The organism is Glycocaulis sp. (assembly GCF_051859565.1).
In the GTDB taxonomy this organism is placed as follows: Bacteria; Pseudomonadota; Alphaproteobacteria; order Caulobacterales; family Maricaulaceae; genus Glycocaulis.
The window spans coordinates 226,081-242,009 of record NZ_JBHYFK010000003.1; the positions used below are offsets into that span (position 1 = coordinate 226,081).

Here is a 15,929-nt window from a genome sequence, read left to right on the forward strand (position 1 = left end):
GCGCTCATGCTGCAACCCGGCGCGCGTATAGGCATTCTCGGCGGCGGTCAGCTGGGGCGCATGCTGGCGATGGACGCGGCGCGTCTGGGCTTTGATGTGCATATCTTCACGCCCGAGGACAACAGCCCCGCCGCGCGCGTGGCGGCGGCCTGTACGGTCGCGCCCTATGACGATCTGGACGCTGTGGCGCGCTTTGCCGCTGGTGTTGATGCCGTGACCTACGAATTTGAGAACGTACCCGTAGAGACCGCGCGCAAGGCGGCTGAACATGCCGCGTTGCGTCCCGGCGTAAAAGCGCTGGAAGTGTGTCAGGACCGGGTGACGGAAAAGCGCTTCGTCAATGAGGCGGGTATCGAGACCACGCCCTGGCGGGCTGTCTCCAGCGCTGCAGAGGCCGAGGCGGCAATAGAGGCGCTTGGCACACCTGCCATCCTGAAAACGCGGCGTATGGGCTATGACGGCAAGGGCCAGCAGGTCATCCGCAAGGCCAGTGATGCCGCTGCTGCCTTCGAGGCGCTGGGCGGTGTGGCCTGCATTCTGGAAGCCTTTGCGCCGTTCACGCGCGAAGTATCAGTCGTGGCCGCGCGCAGCCTTGACGGCCAGATTGCGGCCTATCCGCTGGCCGAAAACCACCATGAGGGCGGTATATTGCGCACCTCCATTGCCCCTGCACCCGGCGCGGATGTGCTGGCCGGGGAGGCCTTGCGCATTGCCTCTGCGATCCTCGAAGGGCTCGACTATGTGGGTGTGCTGGCGGTGGAATTGTTCGTGCTGGACGATGGCCGTCTGTGGGTGAACGAGATTGCCCCGCGCGTTCACAATACCGGCCACTGGACGATGGATGCGTGCGCGGTCAGCCAGTTTGAGCAGCATGTCCGCGCTGTGGCGGGCTGGCCACTGGGTAAGCCTGAGCCCCATTCCGCCGCCCGCATGGACAATCTGATCGGTGATGATGTGGCACGCTGGCAGGCGCTGGCCTCCGAGCCGGGCGTGTGCCTGCACCTCTATGGCAAGGGCGAAGCGCGCGAGGGCCGCAAGATGGGTCATGTAAACCGGCTCTCACCGTTCTCCTGACGGGTCGCGTGCGCGCTGCGGCGTGATGGACGGGCCGATACCCAGATGATCGGTGCGCGTTGAGCGGTCGCGGTCCATCGCGCGAAGCAGCGGTGAACGGCTGGTCTGCTCGCGCTGCGCATTGAGGAAATGCACGCGCAGCAATTCCATCGTCGAGGGGCTCACGCCCAGCTGGGCGAGTTCAAACTCCAGCCGCGACATGTTTTCGGCGAACTCCAGCGGCCCCGCGCTCATGGCCCGGATATGATAGATAGCGAGTTCTGCCTGGGCTGCGTTGGGGCCATCGCCGCAATCGCCAATCTCCCGGTTGGCATCGCCCGATGACAGGCAGAACACCTCGGCTATCACGGCGCCAACGCTGCCCTCGATGCGGCTGACCTGAAAATCTTCCACCCGCAGGCCGGTCTCCGCGCGGGCGGCGATTCCGGCAAAAGTGGGCACGCGGCGTATTGTGATCGCCGCATCTTCCTCGGCTGGCTGGATGGTGTCGACCGGGGATTCCGGAGACGTTACGGAAAAGGAAGGTACAGGCGCCCTGTCTTGTGCGGGGGCTGGAGGGGCTGACGCTGCTGGCGTGTCGGGTTCAGGGGGAAGGGTGCCAGTCTCCGATACAGGGGGAACAGGCTCAACCGTTTCGTCCGGACTTGTCTCGTCAGCGGGTTCAGGCTCCGGTTCCGCCGCCGGTTCAGGCTCTGCCTCCTCCATGCCGGAGGCGTCATCGCCTGGACTTCGGTCCGCGCCGGCACTGTCGCTGCCCGTTTCGCCACGATCAGCCAGCAATGGCACATTGAGCGGCAGATTGCTCTCTGCGTCGCTGGCGCTGATGGTGAAAAAGCGTATCTCGATGCCGGTGCCGGTATCGATAAACTGTTCCAGGGCTTCCGGCGGCAGCACGGCAATCGCACCGATAGCACCAAGATGCAGCAGGCCCGCACACACATAGGCGCCCAGCCGCAAGCGGCTGAACGCGGGTGCCGATGCACGGGTCAGGGCCGGTCCACGAACGCTCACAATGATGAGAGATGGCCGCTGGTGGCAGCTGGTTCAAATTAAATCGGCAGCAATGCCACAGGTATCGGCGTGTTAGCCTTCGCCGCCTTGGGCGATGAACAGGCCTGAGGAGGTGTCGCCGAGGACGCCCGAAGCGTGCGCGATCACGGCGCAAGCGCCGAACATGACGATGGCGATGAGCAGGGCGCCCAGATTGATATCGCGGCCCGGACGGCCATTGCCGGCAGAAAAGTCAGCCATGATCCCCTCCCTCAATAAGCCAGCCATCTATTGCTGGCTCTGTACTGATCCGGTGAACGCCAGATGAACAGGTTCAATCCGCTTAGCGGCGCGCAGAGGTTCAAAATCAGGCGAACTCAAGATCAATTACGGCCAGAAGAAGGCATCATGACAGTGCCACAGCGCAACGCGTATTGCGGTTTACGGTAAACGGACGGTAGTTTCTGCGCGCCTTTCACCTCCCGCATCAGGAGAGCCCATGTCCGCCCCGTTCGAGGTTTCCAAAGCCCTTTCCCGCGTCCAGCCGTCTGCCACCATTGCGGCGACCCAGAAGGCACGTGAGCTGAAAGCCAAGGGCATTGATGTGATCTCGCTCGGCGCTGGCGAGCCGGACTTCGACACGCCGGACCACATCAAGGACGCGGCCATAGACGCCATACGGCGCGGCGAAACGAAATACACCGCCGTGGACGGCATAACCGAGCTGAAAGAGGCGATCTGCGCCAAGTTCAAGCGCGATAACGGCCTCGCATACAAGCCCTCGCAGGTGAATGTCTCACCGGGCGGCAAGCCGGTGATCTACAACGCCTTTGCGGCCACGCTGAACCCCGGCGACGAGGTGATCGTGCCTGCGCCGTACTGGGTGAGCTATCCCGACATGGCATTACTGTGCGGCGGCAAACCTGTGTTCGCTGAGGCCACCGCAAAGGACGGCTACAAGCTGCGCCCTGAAGCCCTTGAAGCGGCCATCACGCCGCGCACGAAATGGCTGGTGCTGAATTCTCCATCAAACCCCACGGGCGCAGCCTATTCGGCCGATGATCTCAAGGCGCTGGCAGAGGTGCTGGAGCGCCATCCGCATGTCTGGATCCTGACCGACGACATGTATGAGCACCTTGTCTATGACGGGTTCAAGTTCGCCACCATCGCCGAGGTCGCGCCCTCGCTCTATGAGCGCACGCTGACCATGAATGGCGTGTCCAAATCCTACGCCATGACGGGCTGGCGCATCGGCTATGCTGCTGGACCGGAGCCTCTCATCAAGGCGATGGCCAAGGTGATGACGCAGACCACCTCCAACCCGTGCTCGATCAGCCAGTGGGCGTCCGTAGCCGCGTTGAATGGCGAGCATGACTTCCTGAAACCGCGCAATGACGCCTTCGTGCGCCGCCGCGATCTCGTCCTGCGTCACATCGCGGCTAGCGAAGGTCTTGATGCGCCAAAGCCGGAAGGCGCGTTCTACGTGTTTCCATCCTGCGCCGGACTCATCGGAAAAACCTCTGGCAAGGGCAAAGCACTGAAAACCGATGGCGATGTGTGTGATGCGCTGCTCGAAGAGGCGCATGTGGCCGTCGTTCCCGGCACAGCCTTTGGCTCCGGGCCGGCCTTCCGCATCTCCTATGCCACGTCTGACGAGGCGCTGGAGAAGGCGGGCACCCGCATTGCGGAATTCTGTGCCGCCGCGCGTTGATATAGGCGTTCTCTATCGCTGACAGTTTGTGTTCCAGTTGGATTGGAACAGGGCGTTCCCATATACGTAAGGCAATGGACACTGTCCGGGCGGTTCCCTCTCCGCCCGTTCCGCAAACTGGAGAACGTCATGCAGATCAATATGGGACTGAGCCAGGCGCAGCGTGAAGAGATGGCCGAGGCCGTCACCCGCCTGCTGTCTGACACCTACGCGCTCTATTTCAAGACGCACGCCTATCACTGGAACGTCACGGGGCCGCGTTTCCACGATCTCCACGCCATGTTCGAGACGCAGTATACCGAGATGTGGACGGCGACCGACGACATTGCCGAACGCATCCGCGCGCTCGGCGTGATGGCCCCGATCTCCTATGACGAGATCACGAAATCGGCCTCAATCCGCCCGGATGACAAGACTCCGAAGGCCGACGACATGGTCGCCAATCTCCTGGCGGGCCATGAGACGGTGGTACGCACGGCGCGCGCCGCGCTGGAACTGGCCAACACCCATGGCGACGAGGCCACAGCCGATGTCGTTGCACCGCGTGTGACCGCGCACGAGAAGATGGCGTGGATGCTGCGCGCGACGCTGGGGTAGGGGATGTTTTCAAGTCTCTACAACTTGAAATCCCGGCCAAGCGTAGCGCAGAGCCGGGATCTGGTGCAGGACTAGCGGAACAAGGCCCCGGATAGCGCTTTGCGCTTCCGGGGTTTCAGTTCCGGGTCTTTCAAGCCTTCTCCGCTATCGTCCAGGCATATTCAGCCATCGGCTCGACGAGGGCGCCAAGCTCCTTCGCGCGCTCATTGGAGGCATTACCCTGCAGGGCGCGCGCATAGACTCCCTGCGCGATGCCGGCCAGGCGGAAGATATTGTAGGCGATATAGAAATCGAGATTGGGAATGCCGCTGCGTCCGGTCCGCTCGCAATAGGCCGCGACATATTCTTCTTCGGTCGGGATGCCGAGCGATTTCAGGTCCACACCGAGGAAGCCGGAGCGGATTTCCTTCGGCGTGCGCCATTGCATGAGCTGGTAGGTGAAGTCTGCCAGCGGATCACCGAGTGTTGAGAGCTCCCAGTCCAGCACCGCGATGACGCGCGGTTCGGTGGGGTGAAAGATCATGTTGTCGAGGCGGTAGTCGCCATGGACGACGCTGGTTCGCTCCTGCTGCGGCGCATTGGCGGGCAGCCACTCGATCAGACGGTCCATCGCCGGGATGGGCCGTGTTTCAGCGGCCTTGTACTGCTTGGTCCAGCGTCCGATCTGGCGTTCGAAATAATTGCCCGGCTTGCCGTACTCGGACAGGCCCGCCTTTTCGACATCGATGGAGTGGAGATGCGCCAGCGAGGCGTTCGACGCATCATAGAGCGCGCGGCGTTCTGACGGGTCCATACCCGGCAGATAGGCGTCCCAGAAGATACGCCCCTCCACGAATTCCATTACGTAGAAGGCGGTGCCGATAATTTCCGGATCTTCGCACAGGCCAAACATGCGCGGTGCCGGAAAGCCGGCCTCGCCGAGCGCCTTCATCACCGTGAACTCGCGCTCCACGGCGTGAGCAGAGGGCAGCAGCACGCCCGGCGGCTTGCGGCGCAGCACGTACTGGCGTGACGGCGTTACCAGCTTGTAGGTCGGGTTGGACTGCCCGCCCCGGAACTGGCTCACCTCCAGCGGACCGGCATAACCGTCCACATGTGCCTTCATCCAGTTTTCCAGCGCCTTTTCGTCAAAGCGCAGCGCGTCCGCGACGGACTTGGTGCCGGAAAACTGGGCGTCGAGTTCGGATTGTGACTTGCTCATGGGGCTTTGTGTACCATTCCGGCTGCCATGACAAAGTCCACATCACGCAGTTCAGAGATATTTTCCAGCGGATTGCCGCTGACGGCGATGATGTCGGCATGAAAGCCCGGCGCAATACGGCCGATCTCGCTTTCCATCTGCAGATGGCGCGCGCCGTTGATGGTGGCGGCGATGATGGCCTGCTCAGGCGTCATCCCGGCTTCAACCATCAGCTCGAATTCACGCGCATTGTCACCATGACGGCTGACGCCTGAATCGGTGCCGAAGGCAATCTGTACCCCGCCCCGGTGGGCGCGGCGCAGCATGTCCACCATTTGCGGGCCGACCTGCAGCGCCTTGGCGCGCTGGAAGGGCGTCATCCAGGGCGCGTTGGCTTCGGCTTCCAGCGTGACGAACTCACCGGCCATGACGGTCGGCACCAGGAAGGCGCCTGAGCTGCGGAACAGCCGGATGGATTCATTGTCCAGAAAAGTGCCGTGCTCGATCGAATGCCCGCCTGCGGCGAGGAAAGCGTTCACGCCTGTCACACCATGGGCGTGCGCCGTGACGCGGCGTCCCATCATCTCGGCGGCCTGCACGATGGCGCGCAGCTCATCATCCATGAACTGGACCTCGATGCCCGCCGCCGTATTGGACAAGACCCCGCCCGTAGCCGTGATCTTGATCGTGTCCACGCCTGCCTGAATGAGCGAGCGCACGGCGCGGGCGCAGTCAGAGGGGCCATTGCATGCGCCGGGGCTGGAAAAGTTCTCGATAACGCGTTGATTATAGCCGTTCACATCACCATGCCCGCCTGTCGGCGTGATGGACGGACCGGCTACCCGCATGCGCGGGCCTACCGCATCGCCATTACGGATGGCGTTGCGCAGGGCCAGGATGGCTTCCAGATCACCGCCGACATCCTGCACCGTGGTAAAGCCTGCTTCCAGCGTGCGCCGGGCATGGCGCGCGCCAACAAAGGCACGGTCGGCGCTGGAGAGGGTGAAAGGATCCAGCCGGCTATTGGCTCCACGCTCGCTGAGCAGGTGGACATGGGCATCGATGAGACCCGGCAGTACCCAGTGCGAGGTGAGGTCGACGATCTCGGCCCCGTCGGGGGTGACATAGCCGTCCTCGATGGACTCGATGCGTCCATCGCGCACGATAATGGAGGCGCCATTGCGCACCCGCTCGCCGGGTACCGCGATCAGATGGCCTGCATGGATTACCTGCAAACGCTCCTCGACTGGCTGCGCGAAAGCCAGCCCGGCAGAGGTCAGTGCTCCCAGCGCTGCAACGCAAAGGCTTGAAATAAGGCGTTTCATCGGCCCGCTCCCCGTTAGTTTGTATTCGCTTTTGTCCGACGCGCCGTGCCGGAAAGTCAAATCCTGATCACGGGCTTGTGAGAGGTTACAACAGTTTAAGTGGACGCGCCGGTCCGTGTGCCGAACATCTGCCGATCAGTTTAACAAGGGGGAGCTGGCCATGCGCCGCAATATTATCACTCTTCTGGCCTGCACGGCCGCCATCGCGCTGGCGCCTGCCAGCTACGCACAGGGCACGGCTGCGCCTGATGCGCGCTGGACCTGGGATACAACAGCTCTCTATCCGGACCGCGCCGCCTGGGATGCTGACAGGCGAGCTGCCATGAGCACGGCAGACGAACTTGCCGGGCTGGAAGGCACGCTGGGCGACGGCGCGGGCGCTTTCCTGCGTGTTCTGCGCACCTATTCGGATGCCTGGCGTACAGGGGTCCGCGCCGGCACCTATGCCGGTCTGATTGCGGATGAGAATCTCGCCGATCCTGATGGTCAGGCCCTGCGCCAGCAGGCCATGGCGATGTATGCCCATATCGGACAGGCCGGTGCGTGGATCGACCCTGCCATCGTCGCGCTGGGAGAGGAGACGGTCTGGTCATACTTCGAGGCAGAGCCGGCTCTGGAGCCTTTCCGCCAGATGATCCGCACCACCCTGCGCAATGGCGATCATACCCTGTCTGACCAGACCGAGCGCGCACTCGCCGCCCTCGGCCCGGCCACGAGCGCCAGCTATACGATTTACGGCCAGCTTGCGAATTCCGAAATCCCCCGGCCCACCATTACCCTGTCGGACGGGACCGAGCTTACGGTGAACTCAGCCGGCTACGCGCGCGGCCGCTCTTCGGATAACCGTGAGGACCGTATCGCGGTGTTTGATGCCTATTGGGGCTCCTGGCAGCCGTTTACCGGGTCGGTGGGCGCAGCTTTGAACGGCCATGTCCAGAACTCGGTCGCGCGGGCCCGCCTGCGCGGTTACGACAACGCTCTGTCGGCTGCCCTGTCGGGCGATAATGTGCCGGAGGCCGTCTATCGAACGCTGGTGGCTGAGACCAACGTGGCGCTGCCCGTTCTCCACCGCTATTTCGCTCTGCGCGCGCGGCTGTTGGGGGTCGAGGATCCAGCCTATTACGACATCTATCCGGATATGGTCAGCATTGATCGTGAGTTCGGGATCGAGGACTCCATCGAGCTGACGCGCGCCTCCCTTGCCCCGCTGGGCGAGGACTACGTGGCGATGTATTCCGACGCGGTCTCTCAGCGCTGGATGCATGTCTATCCGCAGCCGGGCAAGACCTCCGGCGCCTATGTCAGCGGCGGGGCCTATGACGTGCATCCTTATGTGCTGCTGAACCATCTCGATGACTATAACTCAGCGACCACTTTCACCCATGAATGGGGCCATGCCCTGCATACCGTGCTGGCCAACGAGGCCCAGCCTTTCGAGACGGCGCGCTACTCGATCTTCACCGCTGAAGTGGCCTCAACGGTGCATGAATTCCTGCTTCAGGAGCACATGCTGGAGACGGCACAGACGCCGCAGGAGCGGCTATTCTATCTAGGCAACGCGCTGGAGCTGCTGCGCGCCACCTTCTTCCGCCAGACCATGTTCAGCGAGTTCGAGCTGGCCATCCATGAAACGGTGGAACGCGGTGAACCCCTTACCGGCTCGACGATCACCGCGCTCTACGCCGATGTGGTGCGCCGCTATCACGGCCATGCAGAAGGGGTGATGCGGGTCGATGATCTCTATACCCACGAATGGATGTTCGTGCCGCACTTCTACATGAATTTCTACGTGTACCAGTACGCCACCTCGCTGGCTGCGGCGGCCTATTTCACCGATCTCATTCTGGAAGGCGATGAAGAGGCGCTGGAGCGGTATCTGGGCGCGCTGCGTGCCGGCGGATCGGACGATCCCTACCAGATCCTGCTCGACGCGGGCGTGGACCTTGCCACCCCGGAGCCTTATCGCGTGCTGGTAGAGCGAATGGAGCGCACCATGGACGAAATGGAAGCCATCCTCGCAGAGATGGAGAACTGATCAGTCCTTCACCCTGTGATCCCCGGGCCGCCTGGCGGCTCCGGGGACAAAGGGCTGGACCCCGACTTGCGTCGGGGAAACGCGGAACAGGTGGAGCCGCCCCACCAAATTAGTTGCAAATGATACTAATTTCCGGCACAAAGACCGGGAGTTTGCCGGACGGGCTGGGCGGTTACGCGCCTCTCCCGGTTCCGGCTCATCCCCTTTTCTGTGAAGGAGCCCTGCCATGGCTGACCTGTTTGAAAACCCGCTGGGAACCGATGGTTTCGAGTTCGTCGAGTATACGAGCCCGGAGCCTGAGAAGCTCGACAAGCTGTTCACCCTGCTCGGCTTCACGGCTGTGGCCAAACACAAGACGCGCGACATTGTCCGCTACAAGCAGGGCGACATCACCTTCCTGGTAAATCGCGAAAAGACCGGCCAGGCGGCTGATTTCCGCGCCGAGCACGGCCCGTCGGCCAACGCCATGGCGTTCCGGGTGCGCGATGCGAAACAGGCCTATAAGGACGCGCTCGCGCGCGGGGCGGAACCCTATGGCACGCCGCTCTGGGGCGATGACCAGAACCTGCCGGCCATCAAGGGTATTGGCGGTTCGGTGCTCTATCTGGTCGACCAGTATGGCGACAGCAATATCTATGAGGAGAGCTTCGAGCCGATCCCCGGCGCCGAGGACAAGGGGGGGGCGGGCCTGGAAGTGCTCGACCATCTGACCCACAACGTCTTCATGGGCCGCATGAACCATTGGGCCAGTTTCTACGAGAATGTCTTCAATTTCCGCGAAATCCGCTATTTCGACATCAAGGGCGCCCATACCGGCCTGCTCTCGCGCGCCATGACCGGCCCGTGTGGCAAGCTGCGCATTCCGCTCAATGAAAGCTCCGACGACAAGTCCCAGATCGCGGAATATCTGCGCGATTACAATGGCGAGGGCATCCAGCACATCGCCCTGACCACAAGCGACATCTACACCACGATCGAGAAGCTGCGCGCCAATGGCGTGGAGTTCCAGTCCACCCCGCCGACCTATTACGAGCTCGTTGACGAGCGCGTGCCGGGCCACGGAGAAGACCTTGAGCGTCTGAAAAAGAACTCCATACTGGTCGATGGTGATCCGGAGAACGGTCAGGGCTTGCTTCTGCAGATCTTCACCACGACCAATATCGGACCGATCTTCTTCGAGATCATCCAGCGCAAGGGCAATGAGGGCTTTGGCGAAGGCAATTTCAAAGCGCTGTTTGAATCGATCGAGCTCGATCAGATCCGCCGCGGCGTGCTCAAGCCCGACGCTGCCGAGTAAGCTGTCATGACGGGGCGGGCGAACCGGGCGGACGGGGCGCCCGCCCTCATTCTTTCCGAGTATCTGCCCTACCGGCTCTCGGTCGTCTCCAACAAGGCGTCCGGGCTGATCGCGCGCGCCTATCAGGCCCGCTTCGGGCTTACGATCTGGGAATGGCGGGTGATCGCAGTGCTGGGTGGCGGCGAGGCGATCACCGCGCAGGCCATCTGCGAAGCGACCGCCATGGACAAGGTGACGGTCAGCCGCGCCCTGCGCACCCTGACCGAACGGGCGCTGGTGCGCCGCCGTACAAGCCCCACGGACAAGCGTGCCGCTCTGGTGTCCCTGACACCGGAAGGTCAGTCCATCTTCGACGAGATCGCACCGCTGGCATTGGAGTGGGAGCGTTCCCTGCTGGAGGGCTTCAGCCCTGACGAGGCGGATCAGCTATCGCGTTTGCTGGACAGGCTGGAGAAGCGTGCCGATGTGCTGGGTAAGGGCGAGCTTTAGGCGGATACAGCCTAGACCCCCTTCGTTTCTTCGATCAGCCTTTGATCGTCACTGTCTTCGGGCGTCTCGATGCGTTCAGGCTCCGGCGCTTCGCCGGTGAGAAGCTCCACGGCCTGATCGGCGGCATCCTGGAAGGGGAAGAGGATCAGGTCTGCTCCGGCCTCCTGCAGCCGCTCCAGCGCGGCGCCGCGCTGGCTGGTCACGGCAATCTTGCCAGCAAAACCGAATTTGCGCAGCGTGGAGATCATCGCGATACGGGTATCCTCATGGGTGACGCCGGTTTCCAGGTCCGAGGTGGTCGAGATGATCCAGCGCACCCGGTTAAGCGGCAAATGGGTGAGAAACTCCTGATCGGTCAGGTCGCCATAGACGGCGTCCAGCCCCCGTTCGCGCCATAGCTTCACCGCTGACGGGTTGAAGTCGACCCCTAGCGTTGAGACGCCGCGATTGAGAAGGCGCTGCGCAATCGCGCCGCCATAACGGCCCAGCCCGAACAGGACGATGTCATGATGCTTCTGCGCGGTTTCGCCATCGTCCGTCTCGGCATGATTGATATTGCGGCGCTCGAAGGGCGAGAGCATGGGTTCGACCAGCGGATAGAGCCGGTGCGAATAGGTGATCATGTAGGTCGAGGCCGCAATCGTGATCAGGCCCACCAGCGTGACCAGCCCGAGCGCCTCATCATTGAGGTGGCCGAGCGTCAGCCCCATCGCCATGAAGATGAGGGAAAACTCGCTGATCTGCGCGACGGTGAGGCCGGCCAGAAAGCCGGTGCGGCGGCGATAGCCCATAACGCCCATGATGATGACCACGATCAGCGGATTACCGATCAGCACGAAGGCGGAGAAGACCGCCGCTGCGGGGATGTTCTCGCCCAGCAAGGTCAGGTCGAGGCGTGAGCCGAGGCCGATAAAGAAGAACAGGAGCAGGAAGTCGCGCAAAGGCGCCAGCCGCGCTGACACCGCTTCGCGGTAGGGGGTCGACGCAAGCGCTACGCCTGCCAGCAGTCCGCCCAGCTCCTTGCCCAGGCCAAACATGTCGCCAAGGGCAGCAAACATCGCTGCCAGAGCAATGGCAAACGACAGCAGCAATTCCGGCGAGCGGGCGAGTATGGCCGTCAGCGGATTGGCGACGAAGCGGATGAACACCACCACCGCCGCGACCATGAGTATGCCAGCGATGAGAACGCCCAGCAGCGCGCCCGCACCGCCGTTTTCCGCCCCGCCTATACCGATGGCCGACAGGACGATCATGGCCAGCACGACGACCAGATCCTGTACGATCAGGAAACCAAGCGCGATGCGGCCATGCAGAGAGTCGATCTCGCGCTTGTCGGAGAGCAGCTTCACGATGATGATTGTGGACGAGAACGTCAGCGCCACCGCGATATAGATGCTGGTGAGCGGGTCAAACCCGAGCCCCAGCGCTATCGCGAAGCCGATGATCGAGGTGAAGGCGACCTGCCCCAGCCCTGTTGCGAGCGAGACCATACCCAGCGACTGGATCAGCTTCACGTCCAGCTTGATGCCGACCAGAAACAGCAAAAGCGCGATGCCAAGCTGGGAGAGCAACTCCACATGATCGCTGGAGCGCACCAGATCCAGCCCGGCCGGGCCCACCAGAATGCCAACCAGAATGAAGCTGACGATAAGGGGCTGGCGCAGCATGTGGCCGACAAGGCCGACGCCCGCGGCGATTACCAGCAGGACCGCGACTTCATAAAAGACCGATACGGAAACCAGATCGGCCAGCATGCGCATGTCCCCTTCGCCACGAAGTCTGAATCACCAAGTCACCACAATGACATGGCACAGACGAGCGACCAAGCCGGATCACACGAATGGGCGATCCGGCGTGGTCAGCCTGTGGCCGCTATGAGCGAGCGCGCGTCATAGGCATTGGGGGCGTCCGGTGTTGCGCCGTGCCGGGCGATGATTTCAAGACTGACCAGAGTGCGCCCTTCCTGGCCGGGACTGAAGCTGACGCCAAGCCCAACCCCGGAGGCCCGGTAGCCGCGCGACCCGACACTGGTGCCGGCCGAGCCACCAACGCGCACCGGATTGCGTCCGGTTGTGGACTCGACGCGCCGGTCGACGATCTCGAACCAGTCATAGCCATTTTCCAGTGTCAGCTCGGCAGCCCGGCGCAGGGCGAGGCGCTCCGCGCCGGCGGTGGAAACGTCCGCTCCGGCGGTAAAGCTGACGCGCCAGCGATTATCGGTGATCCTGAGCGAGTCGAACCCGATTGCCTGTCCGGCTGCGCCGGTGGCAGGGCCGTATGTCGTCTGTGTCGGCGCGCAGGCAACGAGCGCAGCAGAGCCAATGGCGGCCAGAAAGGCGAGTTTGATGGTCATGCACAGCACTCCTGATGGCGTGGCCGGTCGGGCGGCCACTATATCAGGGTTTACGCGTTTGCGCCCCGAACGGTTTCGCCTGGTGCGGTATCAGCATAGCCAAGCTGGCCGATAAACCATCCCGCCACGTAGCCTGCCGCGAGCCCGGCAGGCAGTGTCACGAGCAGGGCAGTGTCCGAGCCTGCCTGGAAATCCTCGAGAAATATCCGGCCGTTGAAGAAAAAGCCGATTGCGAAGATCAACCCGGCCACAGCCATCACGAGCCCCATCTGATGGGGTTTGCGCAATCTGGCAAAGTGAGCTGCAGCCCAGCCCGCCAGCATGATCGGTACGCCGAAAGTGTAGCAGACGAACACCGCGATGATGACCGCAAAGAAGGACATCACGAGGCCGGTGCGCAGGGTCTCCAGAACGGTAAAGTCTGGAAGCAGCTGAAAGCTGAGCCCGAACGATACAAGCGTGCCTCCCAGAAACCCCGCGATCAGTGGCGACAGTGCCATGGCGAGTACGAGCTGCAGCGGAACCGGCTTGCGCATCGGTCTATCGCCCTGCGCGCTCAAGGCTGGTGAAGATCAGCCCTCCCACGGCGCCTGACACCACGCCAATAAGCGGCAGGGCGAGGCTGAAAAGGCTGTCTGCGAGCGGCAGTTCACCAAGCGGCACCCCGCCGGTCAGCTGGGTTTCGAGATCGCCGCCATAAATGCGATAGAGATAAGCCAGCATGGCCACGAGGCCTGCCGCGCCGCCTGCCACAAGGGCTGTAAACCCTCCCCAGAGGCGCAGGCCCCGAAGGATGAGCCATAACGGCGCAAACAGTGCGATGGCTGCCGGGTAGGCAAACATCAGCGCTGAAATCCACACGCTGACCGCCATGGACGCGTAGTCGGCCAAGGGCACATCAGCGGCTGCCGGGTCGGTGATGTAGAGATGCCCGATCAGGCCCAGCACGGCGAGAGCGGCGGCAGAGGCCGGCGCAATGACGAAGGCGGCGAGCATGCCGCCCGGATAAGCGGACTGTCTCATGCGTGCATGATCCAGCCGGATTCGTATCTCATGATTTCCCCCCAATTCCCCGCAGACAGATTACTCAAGCGCGAGACCGGGCATGGCGCAAGGCCCATACTCGGCACGCGCTTGCCAGACCGCCCTCATCGCCGCTCGCAACCCGTTCCTCGTCAATCTCGCCGACCAGGCTTGCCAGTGAGCGGCTCTGCGCCGCACTGGCTTCGTCCAGCACCGCCCAGAACTCTGCTTCCAGCGCGAGGCTGGTGCGGTGTCCGGCAAGGGAGAGGGAGCGTTTGATCTGGCTCATCGCTTGAAGAAGATCACCGCTGCGCCCGCCGCGATCAAGGCAAACCCGATCAGATGGCGGATTGTGACAGGTTCTTTCAGGTAGATCGCTGCGAACGCGACGAAAACCGTCAGCGTGATCACCTCCTGCATGGTTTTCAGCTCGGCGGCCGAATAGACATTGTGTCCGATCCGGTTGGCAGGCACGGCCATCGTGTACTCCACGAAAGCGATCAGCCAGCTGAAGAAAATGACCATCAGGATGGGCGCGCTCTTGAAGCGTAAATGCCCGTACCAGGCGAGCGTCATGAAAATATTGGAGCCGATCAGCAGGATGACCGGAAGGATGTGCGGCCAGGAGATGGTTGGCATGGAGGAACCGTGGCGAGAGCGGCGGAAAGTGCTATTGCGCAGCACCGGGCGGGCCTGTCCATAGACAAAAAAAGAGCCGGAAGGCGCAAGGCGCTCTTTCCGGCTCAGTCTTGCATATCCGTTCGGGGAGGAGACGGTATGCGAACAAGAAACGGGGAAACCGTTCGCGGCTGATATGACGCTAACGCCTGCCCGCTTCAAGGCGTTCCAACGAATACCAGCTATGCAAAAATGCTGCGTTACGGCTTTGCGAAGAATATGTGACGCAATGCTGGAGGCGGAAAGCTGAAATTATTCAGCGGCCTCGGCTTTCCACGCTTTGGCGGCGTCCACGAGAAAATCCCGGAATGCGGCAACTCGCCGCGATCCTTTGAGCTCTTCGGGAAACACCACATAGACATCGAAGGTCGGCCCGTCGGTGTCAGGCAGGACGCGCACCAGGCCGGGGTTTTCAACAGCCACATAATCGGGCAGCCCGCAAATGCCGAACCCGGCTTCGGTGGCGCGCATCATTGCCTTGATCGTGTTGGCCTCGATTGTAGCCGCGCGCGGCTGAGTGCCGGGCTCGTGGCCAATGGTCAGCTGCCAGTTGAGGTTGGGGATCGGGGCGAGCTTTTTGGGCCCGTAAGCGATGAAGCGGTGACCTTTGTCCAGATCAGCCAGCGTTTCCGGCGTGCCATGTTTGGCGAGATATTCCGGCGCGGCGTAAAGATGCTGCTCCACCTGCATCAGGCGGCGCTGTACCAGATCGTTCTGGGTGGAGGGCCATGGACGGATGGCTATATCGGCCTCCAGCCCGGCGAGATCCAGCTCATGATCGGCCAGCAGCAGTTTGAGCTGTATTTTCGGGTACAGCGCCTGAAACTGTTTCAGGCGCGGGATCAGCCAGATTGAGCCGAGCGCGGTTGGTGCGGTAATGCGCAGCGCGCCGGTGGGCTTGTCGCGGCTGTCCTGTACCCGTGCCTCGGCCACCGCGACGCGGTTGGCAATCTCTCCTGCGGCTTCAAACAGGAGCCTCCCCGGCTCCGTGAGCAGAAGCCCGCGTGCATGGCGGTGAAAAAGCTTGATCTCCAGCTCGGCTTCGAGCGCAGAGATTTGACGGCTGACCGCCGACTGCGACAGGCCGAGTGTTTCGGCAGCGCCGGTGAGCGAACCCGCATCGGCGGCCGCGTGAAAGGTTTTCAGCTTGTCCCAATCCATCAGGGAACGTTAGAGC

17 protein-coding genes are annotated in these 15,929 nt (G+C 62.5%); 6 read left to right on the forward strand and 11 right to left on the reverse strand.

From position 1 onward, the window contains the following. Positions 1 to 6 precede the first annotated feature (6 nt). Entirely contained in the window at positions 7 to 1,074 is a 1,068-nt protein-coding gene (locus tag ACTIGC_RS06015; protein WP_439633557.1) for a 5-(carboxyamino)imidazole ribonucleotide synthase, read from the forward strand. Here ACTIGC_RS06015 and ACTIGC_RS06020 read toward each other — a convergent pair. Both ACTIGC_RS06020 and ACTIGC_RS06025 read right to left on the reverse strand, forming a co-directional pair. Beyond that, positions 1,060 to 2,085 (reverse strand): hypothetical protein, encoded by a 1,026-nt coding sequence (locus ACTIGC_RS06020; protein WP_439633558.1) that lies wholly within the window; start codon positions 2,083 to 2,085, stop codon positions 1,060 to 1,062. The genes ACTIGC_RS06015 and ACTIGC_RS06020 overlap by 15 nt on opposite strands. A gap of 72 nt (positions 2,086 to 2,157) precedes the next feature. Next, positions 2,158 to 2,325: a hypothetical protein gene (locus tag ACTIGC_RS06025; protein WP_439633559.1), complete on the reverse strand. Its 168-nt coding sequence runs from the start codon at positions 2,323 to 2,325 to the stop codon at positions 2,158 to 2,160. A gap of 238 nt (positions 2,326 to 2,563) precedes the next feature. On the opposite strand from ACTIGC_RS06025, the gene ACTIGC_RS06030 reads away from it, so the two are divergent. Both ACTIGC_RS06030 and ACTIGC_RS06035 read left to right on the forward strand, forming a co-directional pair. Next, positions 2,564 to 3,775: a pyridoxal phosphate-dependent aminotransferase gene (locus ACTIGC_RS06030; protein ID WP_439633560.1), complete on the forward strand. Its 1,212-nt coding sequence runs from the start codon at positions 2,564 to 2,566 to the stop codon at positions 3,773 to 3,775. Between the two features lie 129 nt (positions 3,776 to 3,904). Then, complete coding sequence (locus tag ACTIGC_RS06035) at positions 3,905 to 4,372, forward strand: Dps family protein (RefSeq protein WP_188451681.1); 468 nt, start codon at positions 3,905 to 3,907, stop codon at positions 4,370 to 4,372. Positions 4,373 to 4,502: 130 nt separating this feature from the next. Here ACTIGC_RS06035 and ACTIGC_RS06040 read toward each other — a convergent pair whose 3' ends face one another. Together ACTIGC_RS06040 and ACTIGC_RS06045 are read right to left on the reverse strand one after the other, a co-directional pair. Further along, entirely contained in the window at positions 4,503 to 5,573 is a 1,071-nt protein-coding gene (locus ACTIGC_RS06040; protein WP_439633561.1) for a phosphotransferase, read from the reverse strand. Next, on the reverse strand, positions 5,570 to 6,877 hold the full coding sequence (locus ACTIGC_RS06045) for an amidohydrolase family protein (RefSeq protein WP_439633562.1): 1,308 nt from the start codon (positions 6,875 to 6,877) through the stop codon (positions 5,570 to 5,572). The genes ACTIGC_RS06040 and ACTIGC_RS06045 overlap by 4 nt, the downstream gene beginning before the upstream one ends. A gap of 160 nt (positions 6,878 to 7,037) precedes the next feature. On the opposite strand from ACTIGC_RS06045, the gene ACTIGC_RS06050 reads away from it, so the two are divergent. From ACTIGC_RS06050 to ACTIGC_RS06060, 3 genes are all read left to right on the forward strand, one after another. After that, positions 7,038 to 8,912 carry a M3 family oligoendopeptidase gene (locus ACTIGC_RS06050; RefSeq protein ID WP_439633563.1) on the forward strand — a complete coding sequence of 625 codons (1,875 nt, stop codon included), beginning with the start codon at positions 7,038 to 7,040 and terminating at the stop codon, positions 8,910 to 8,912. A 226-nt stretch (positions 8,913 to 9,138) separates the two neighbouring features. Then, complete coding sequence (gene hppD, locus ACTIGC_RS06055) at positions 9,139 to 10,209, forward strand: 4-hydroxyphenylpyruvate dioxygenase (RefSeq protein ID WP_439633564.1); 1,071 nt, start codon at positions 9,139 to 9,141, stop codon at positions 10,207 to 10,209. Between the two features lie 6 nt (positions 10,210 to 10,215). Further along, complete coding sequence (locus ACTIGC_RS06060) at positions 10,216 to 10,698, forward strand: MarR family winged helix-turn-helix transcriptional regulator (protein ID WP_439633565.1); 483 nt, start codon at positions 10,216 to 10,218, stop codon at positions 10,696 to 10,698. Positions 10,699 to 10,709: 11 nt separating this feature from the next. Here the strand turns inward: ACTIGC_RS06060 and ACTIGC_RS06065 are convergent, their stop codons facing one another. The 7 genes from ACTIGC_RS06065 to ACTIGC_RS06095 form a co-directional block, all read right to left on the reverse strand. Then, complete coding sequence (locus ACTIGC_RS06065; RefSeq protein WP_439633657.1) at positions 10,710 to 12,452, reverse strand: cation:proton antiporter; 1,743 nt, start codon at positions 12,450 to 12,452, stop codon at positions 10,710 to 10,712. Positions 12,453 to 12,556: 104 nt separating this feature from the next. After that, a complete protein-coding gene (locus ACTIGC_RS06070) occupies positions 12,557 to 13,051 on the reverse strand; it encodes a CC0125/CC1285 family lipoprotein (RefSeq protein ID WP_439633566.1) in 495 nt (164 codons plus the stop codon). Between the two features lie 50 nt (positions 13,052 to 13,101). Continuing rightward, entirely contained in the window at positions 13,102 to 13,587 is a 486-nt protein-coding gene (locus ACTIGC_RS06075) for a hypothetical protein (protein ID WP_439633567.1), read from the reverse strand. 4 nt (positions 13,588 to 13,591) lie between these two features. Further along, complete coding sequence (locus ACTIGC_RS06080) at positions 13,592 to 14,074, reverse strand: hypothetical protein (protein ID WP_439633568.1); 483 nt, start codon at positions 14,072 to 14,074, stop codon at positions 13,592 to 13,594. A gap of 64 nt (positions 14,075 to 14,138) precedes the next feature. Continuing rightward, the gene (locus tag ACTIGC_RS06085) at positions 14,139 to 14,363 is read right to left on the reverse strand and encodes a ribbon-helix-helix domain-containing protein (protein WP_439633569.1); all 225 of its coding nucleotides are present in this window, start codon (positions 14,361 to 14,363) and stop codon (positions 14,139 to 14,141) included. Continuing rightward, positions 14,360 to 14,713: a DMT family protein gene (locus ACTIGC_RS06090; protein ID WP_439633570.1), complete on the reverse strand. Its 354-nt coding sequence runs from the start codon at positions 14,711 to 14,713 to the stop codon at positions 14,360 to 14,362. Before ACTIGC_RS06090 ends, ACTIGC_RS06085 begins: the two co-directional genes overlap by 4 nt. Before the next feature lie 291 nt (positions 14,714 to 15,004). Next, positions 15,005 to 15,913 carry a LysR family transcriptional regulator gene (locus ACTIGC_RS06095; RefSeq protein WP_127566052.1) on the reverse strand — a complete coding sequence of 303 codons (909 nt, stop codon included), beginning with the start codon at positions 15,911 to 15,913 and terminating at the stop codon, positions 15,005 to 15,007. Positions 15,914 to 15,929: the final 16 nt, after the last annotated feature.

Coding starts and splice junctions, on each gene's coding strand:
- ACTIGC_RS06015 (WP_439633557.1), top strand. CDS start 7: ATGCTGCAACCCGGCGCGCGTATAGGCATTCTCGGCGGCGGTCAGCTG.
- ACTIGC_RS06025 (WP_439633559.1), bottom strand. CDS start 2,325: ATGGCTGACTTTTCTGCCGGCAATGGCCGTCCGGGCCGCGATATCAAT.
- ACTIGC_RS06030 (WP_439633560.1), top strand. CDS start 2,564: ATGTCCGCCCCGTTCGAGGTTTCCAAAGCCCTTTCCCGCGTCCAGCCG.
- ACTIGC_RS06035 (WP_188451681.1), top strand. CDS start 3,905: ATGCAGATCAATATGGGACTGAGCCAGGCGCAGCGTGAAGAGATGGCC.
- ACTIGC_RS06040 (WP_439633561.1), bottom strand. CDS start 5,573: ATGAGCAAGTCACAATCCGAACTCGACGCCCAGTTTTCCGGCACCAAG.
- ACTIGC_RS06045 (WP_439633562.1), bottom strand. CDS start 6,877: ATGAAACGCCTTATTTCAAGCCTTTGCGTTGCAGCGCTGGGAGCACTG.
- ACTIGC_RS06050 (WP_439633563.1), top strand. CDS start 7,038: ATGCGCCGCAATATTATCACTCTTCTGGCCTGCACGGCCGCCATCGCG.
- hppD (WP_439633564.1), top strand. CDS start 9,139: ATGGCTGACCTGTTTGAAAACCCGCTGGGAACCGATGGTTTCGAGTTC.
- ACTIGC_RS06060 (WP_439633565.1), top strand. CDS start 10,216: ATGACGGGGCGGGCGAACCGGGCGGACGGGGCGCCCGCCCTCATTCTT.
- ACTIGC_RS06065 (WP_439633657.1), bottom strand. CDS start 12,452: ATGCTGGCCGATCTGGTTTCCGTATCGGTCTTTTATGAAGTCGCGGTC.
- ACTIGC_RS06070 (WP_439633566.1), bottom strand. CDS start 13,051: ATGACCATCAAACTCGCCTTTCTGGCCGCCATTGGCTCTGCTGCGCTC.
- ACTIGC_RS06075 (WP_439633567.1), bottom strand. CDS start 13,587: ATGCGCAAGCCGGTTCCGCTGCAGCTCGTACTCGCCATGGCACTGTCG.
- ACTIGC_RS06080 (WP_439633568.1), bottom strand. CDS start 14,074: ATGAGACAGTCCGCTTATCCGGGCGGCATGCTCGCCGCCTTCGTCATT.
- ACTIGC_RS06085 (WP_439633569.1), bottom strand. CDS start 14,363: ATGAGCCAGATCAAACGCTCCCTCTCCCTTGCCGGACACCGCACCAGC.
- ACTIGC_RS06090 (WP_439633570.1), bottom strand. CDS start 14,713: ATGCCAACCATCTCCTGGCCGCACATCCTTCCGGTCATCCTGCTGATC.
- ACTIGC_RS06095 (WP_127566052.1), bottom strand. CDS start 15,913: ATGGATTGGGACAAGCTGAAAACCTTTCACGCGGCCGCCGATGCGGGT.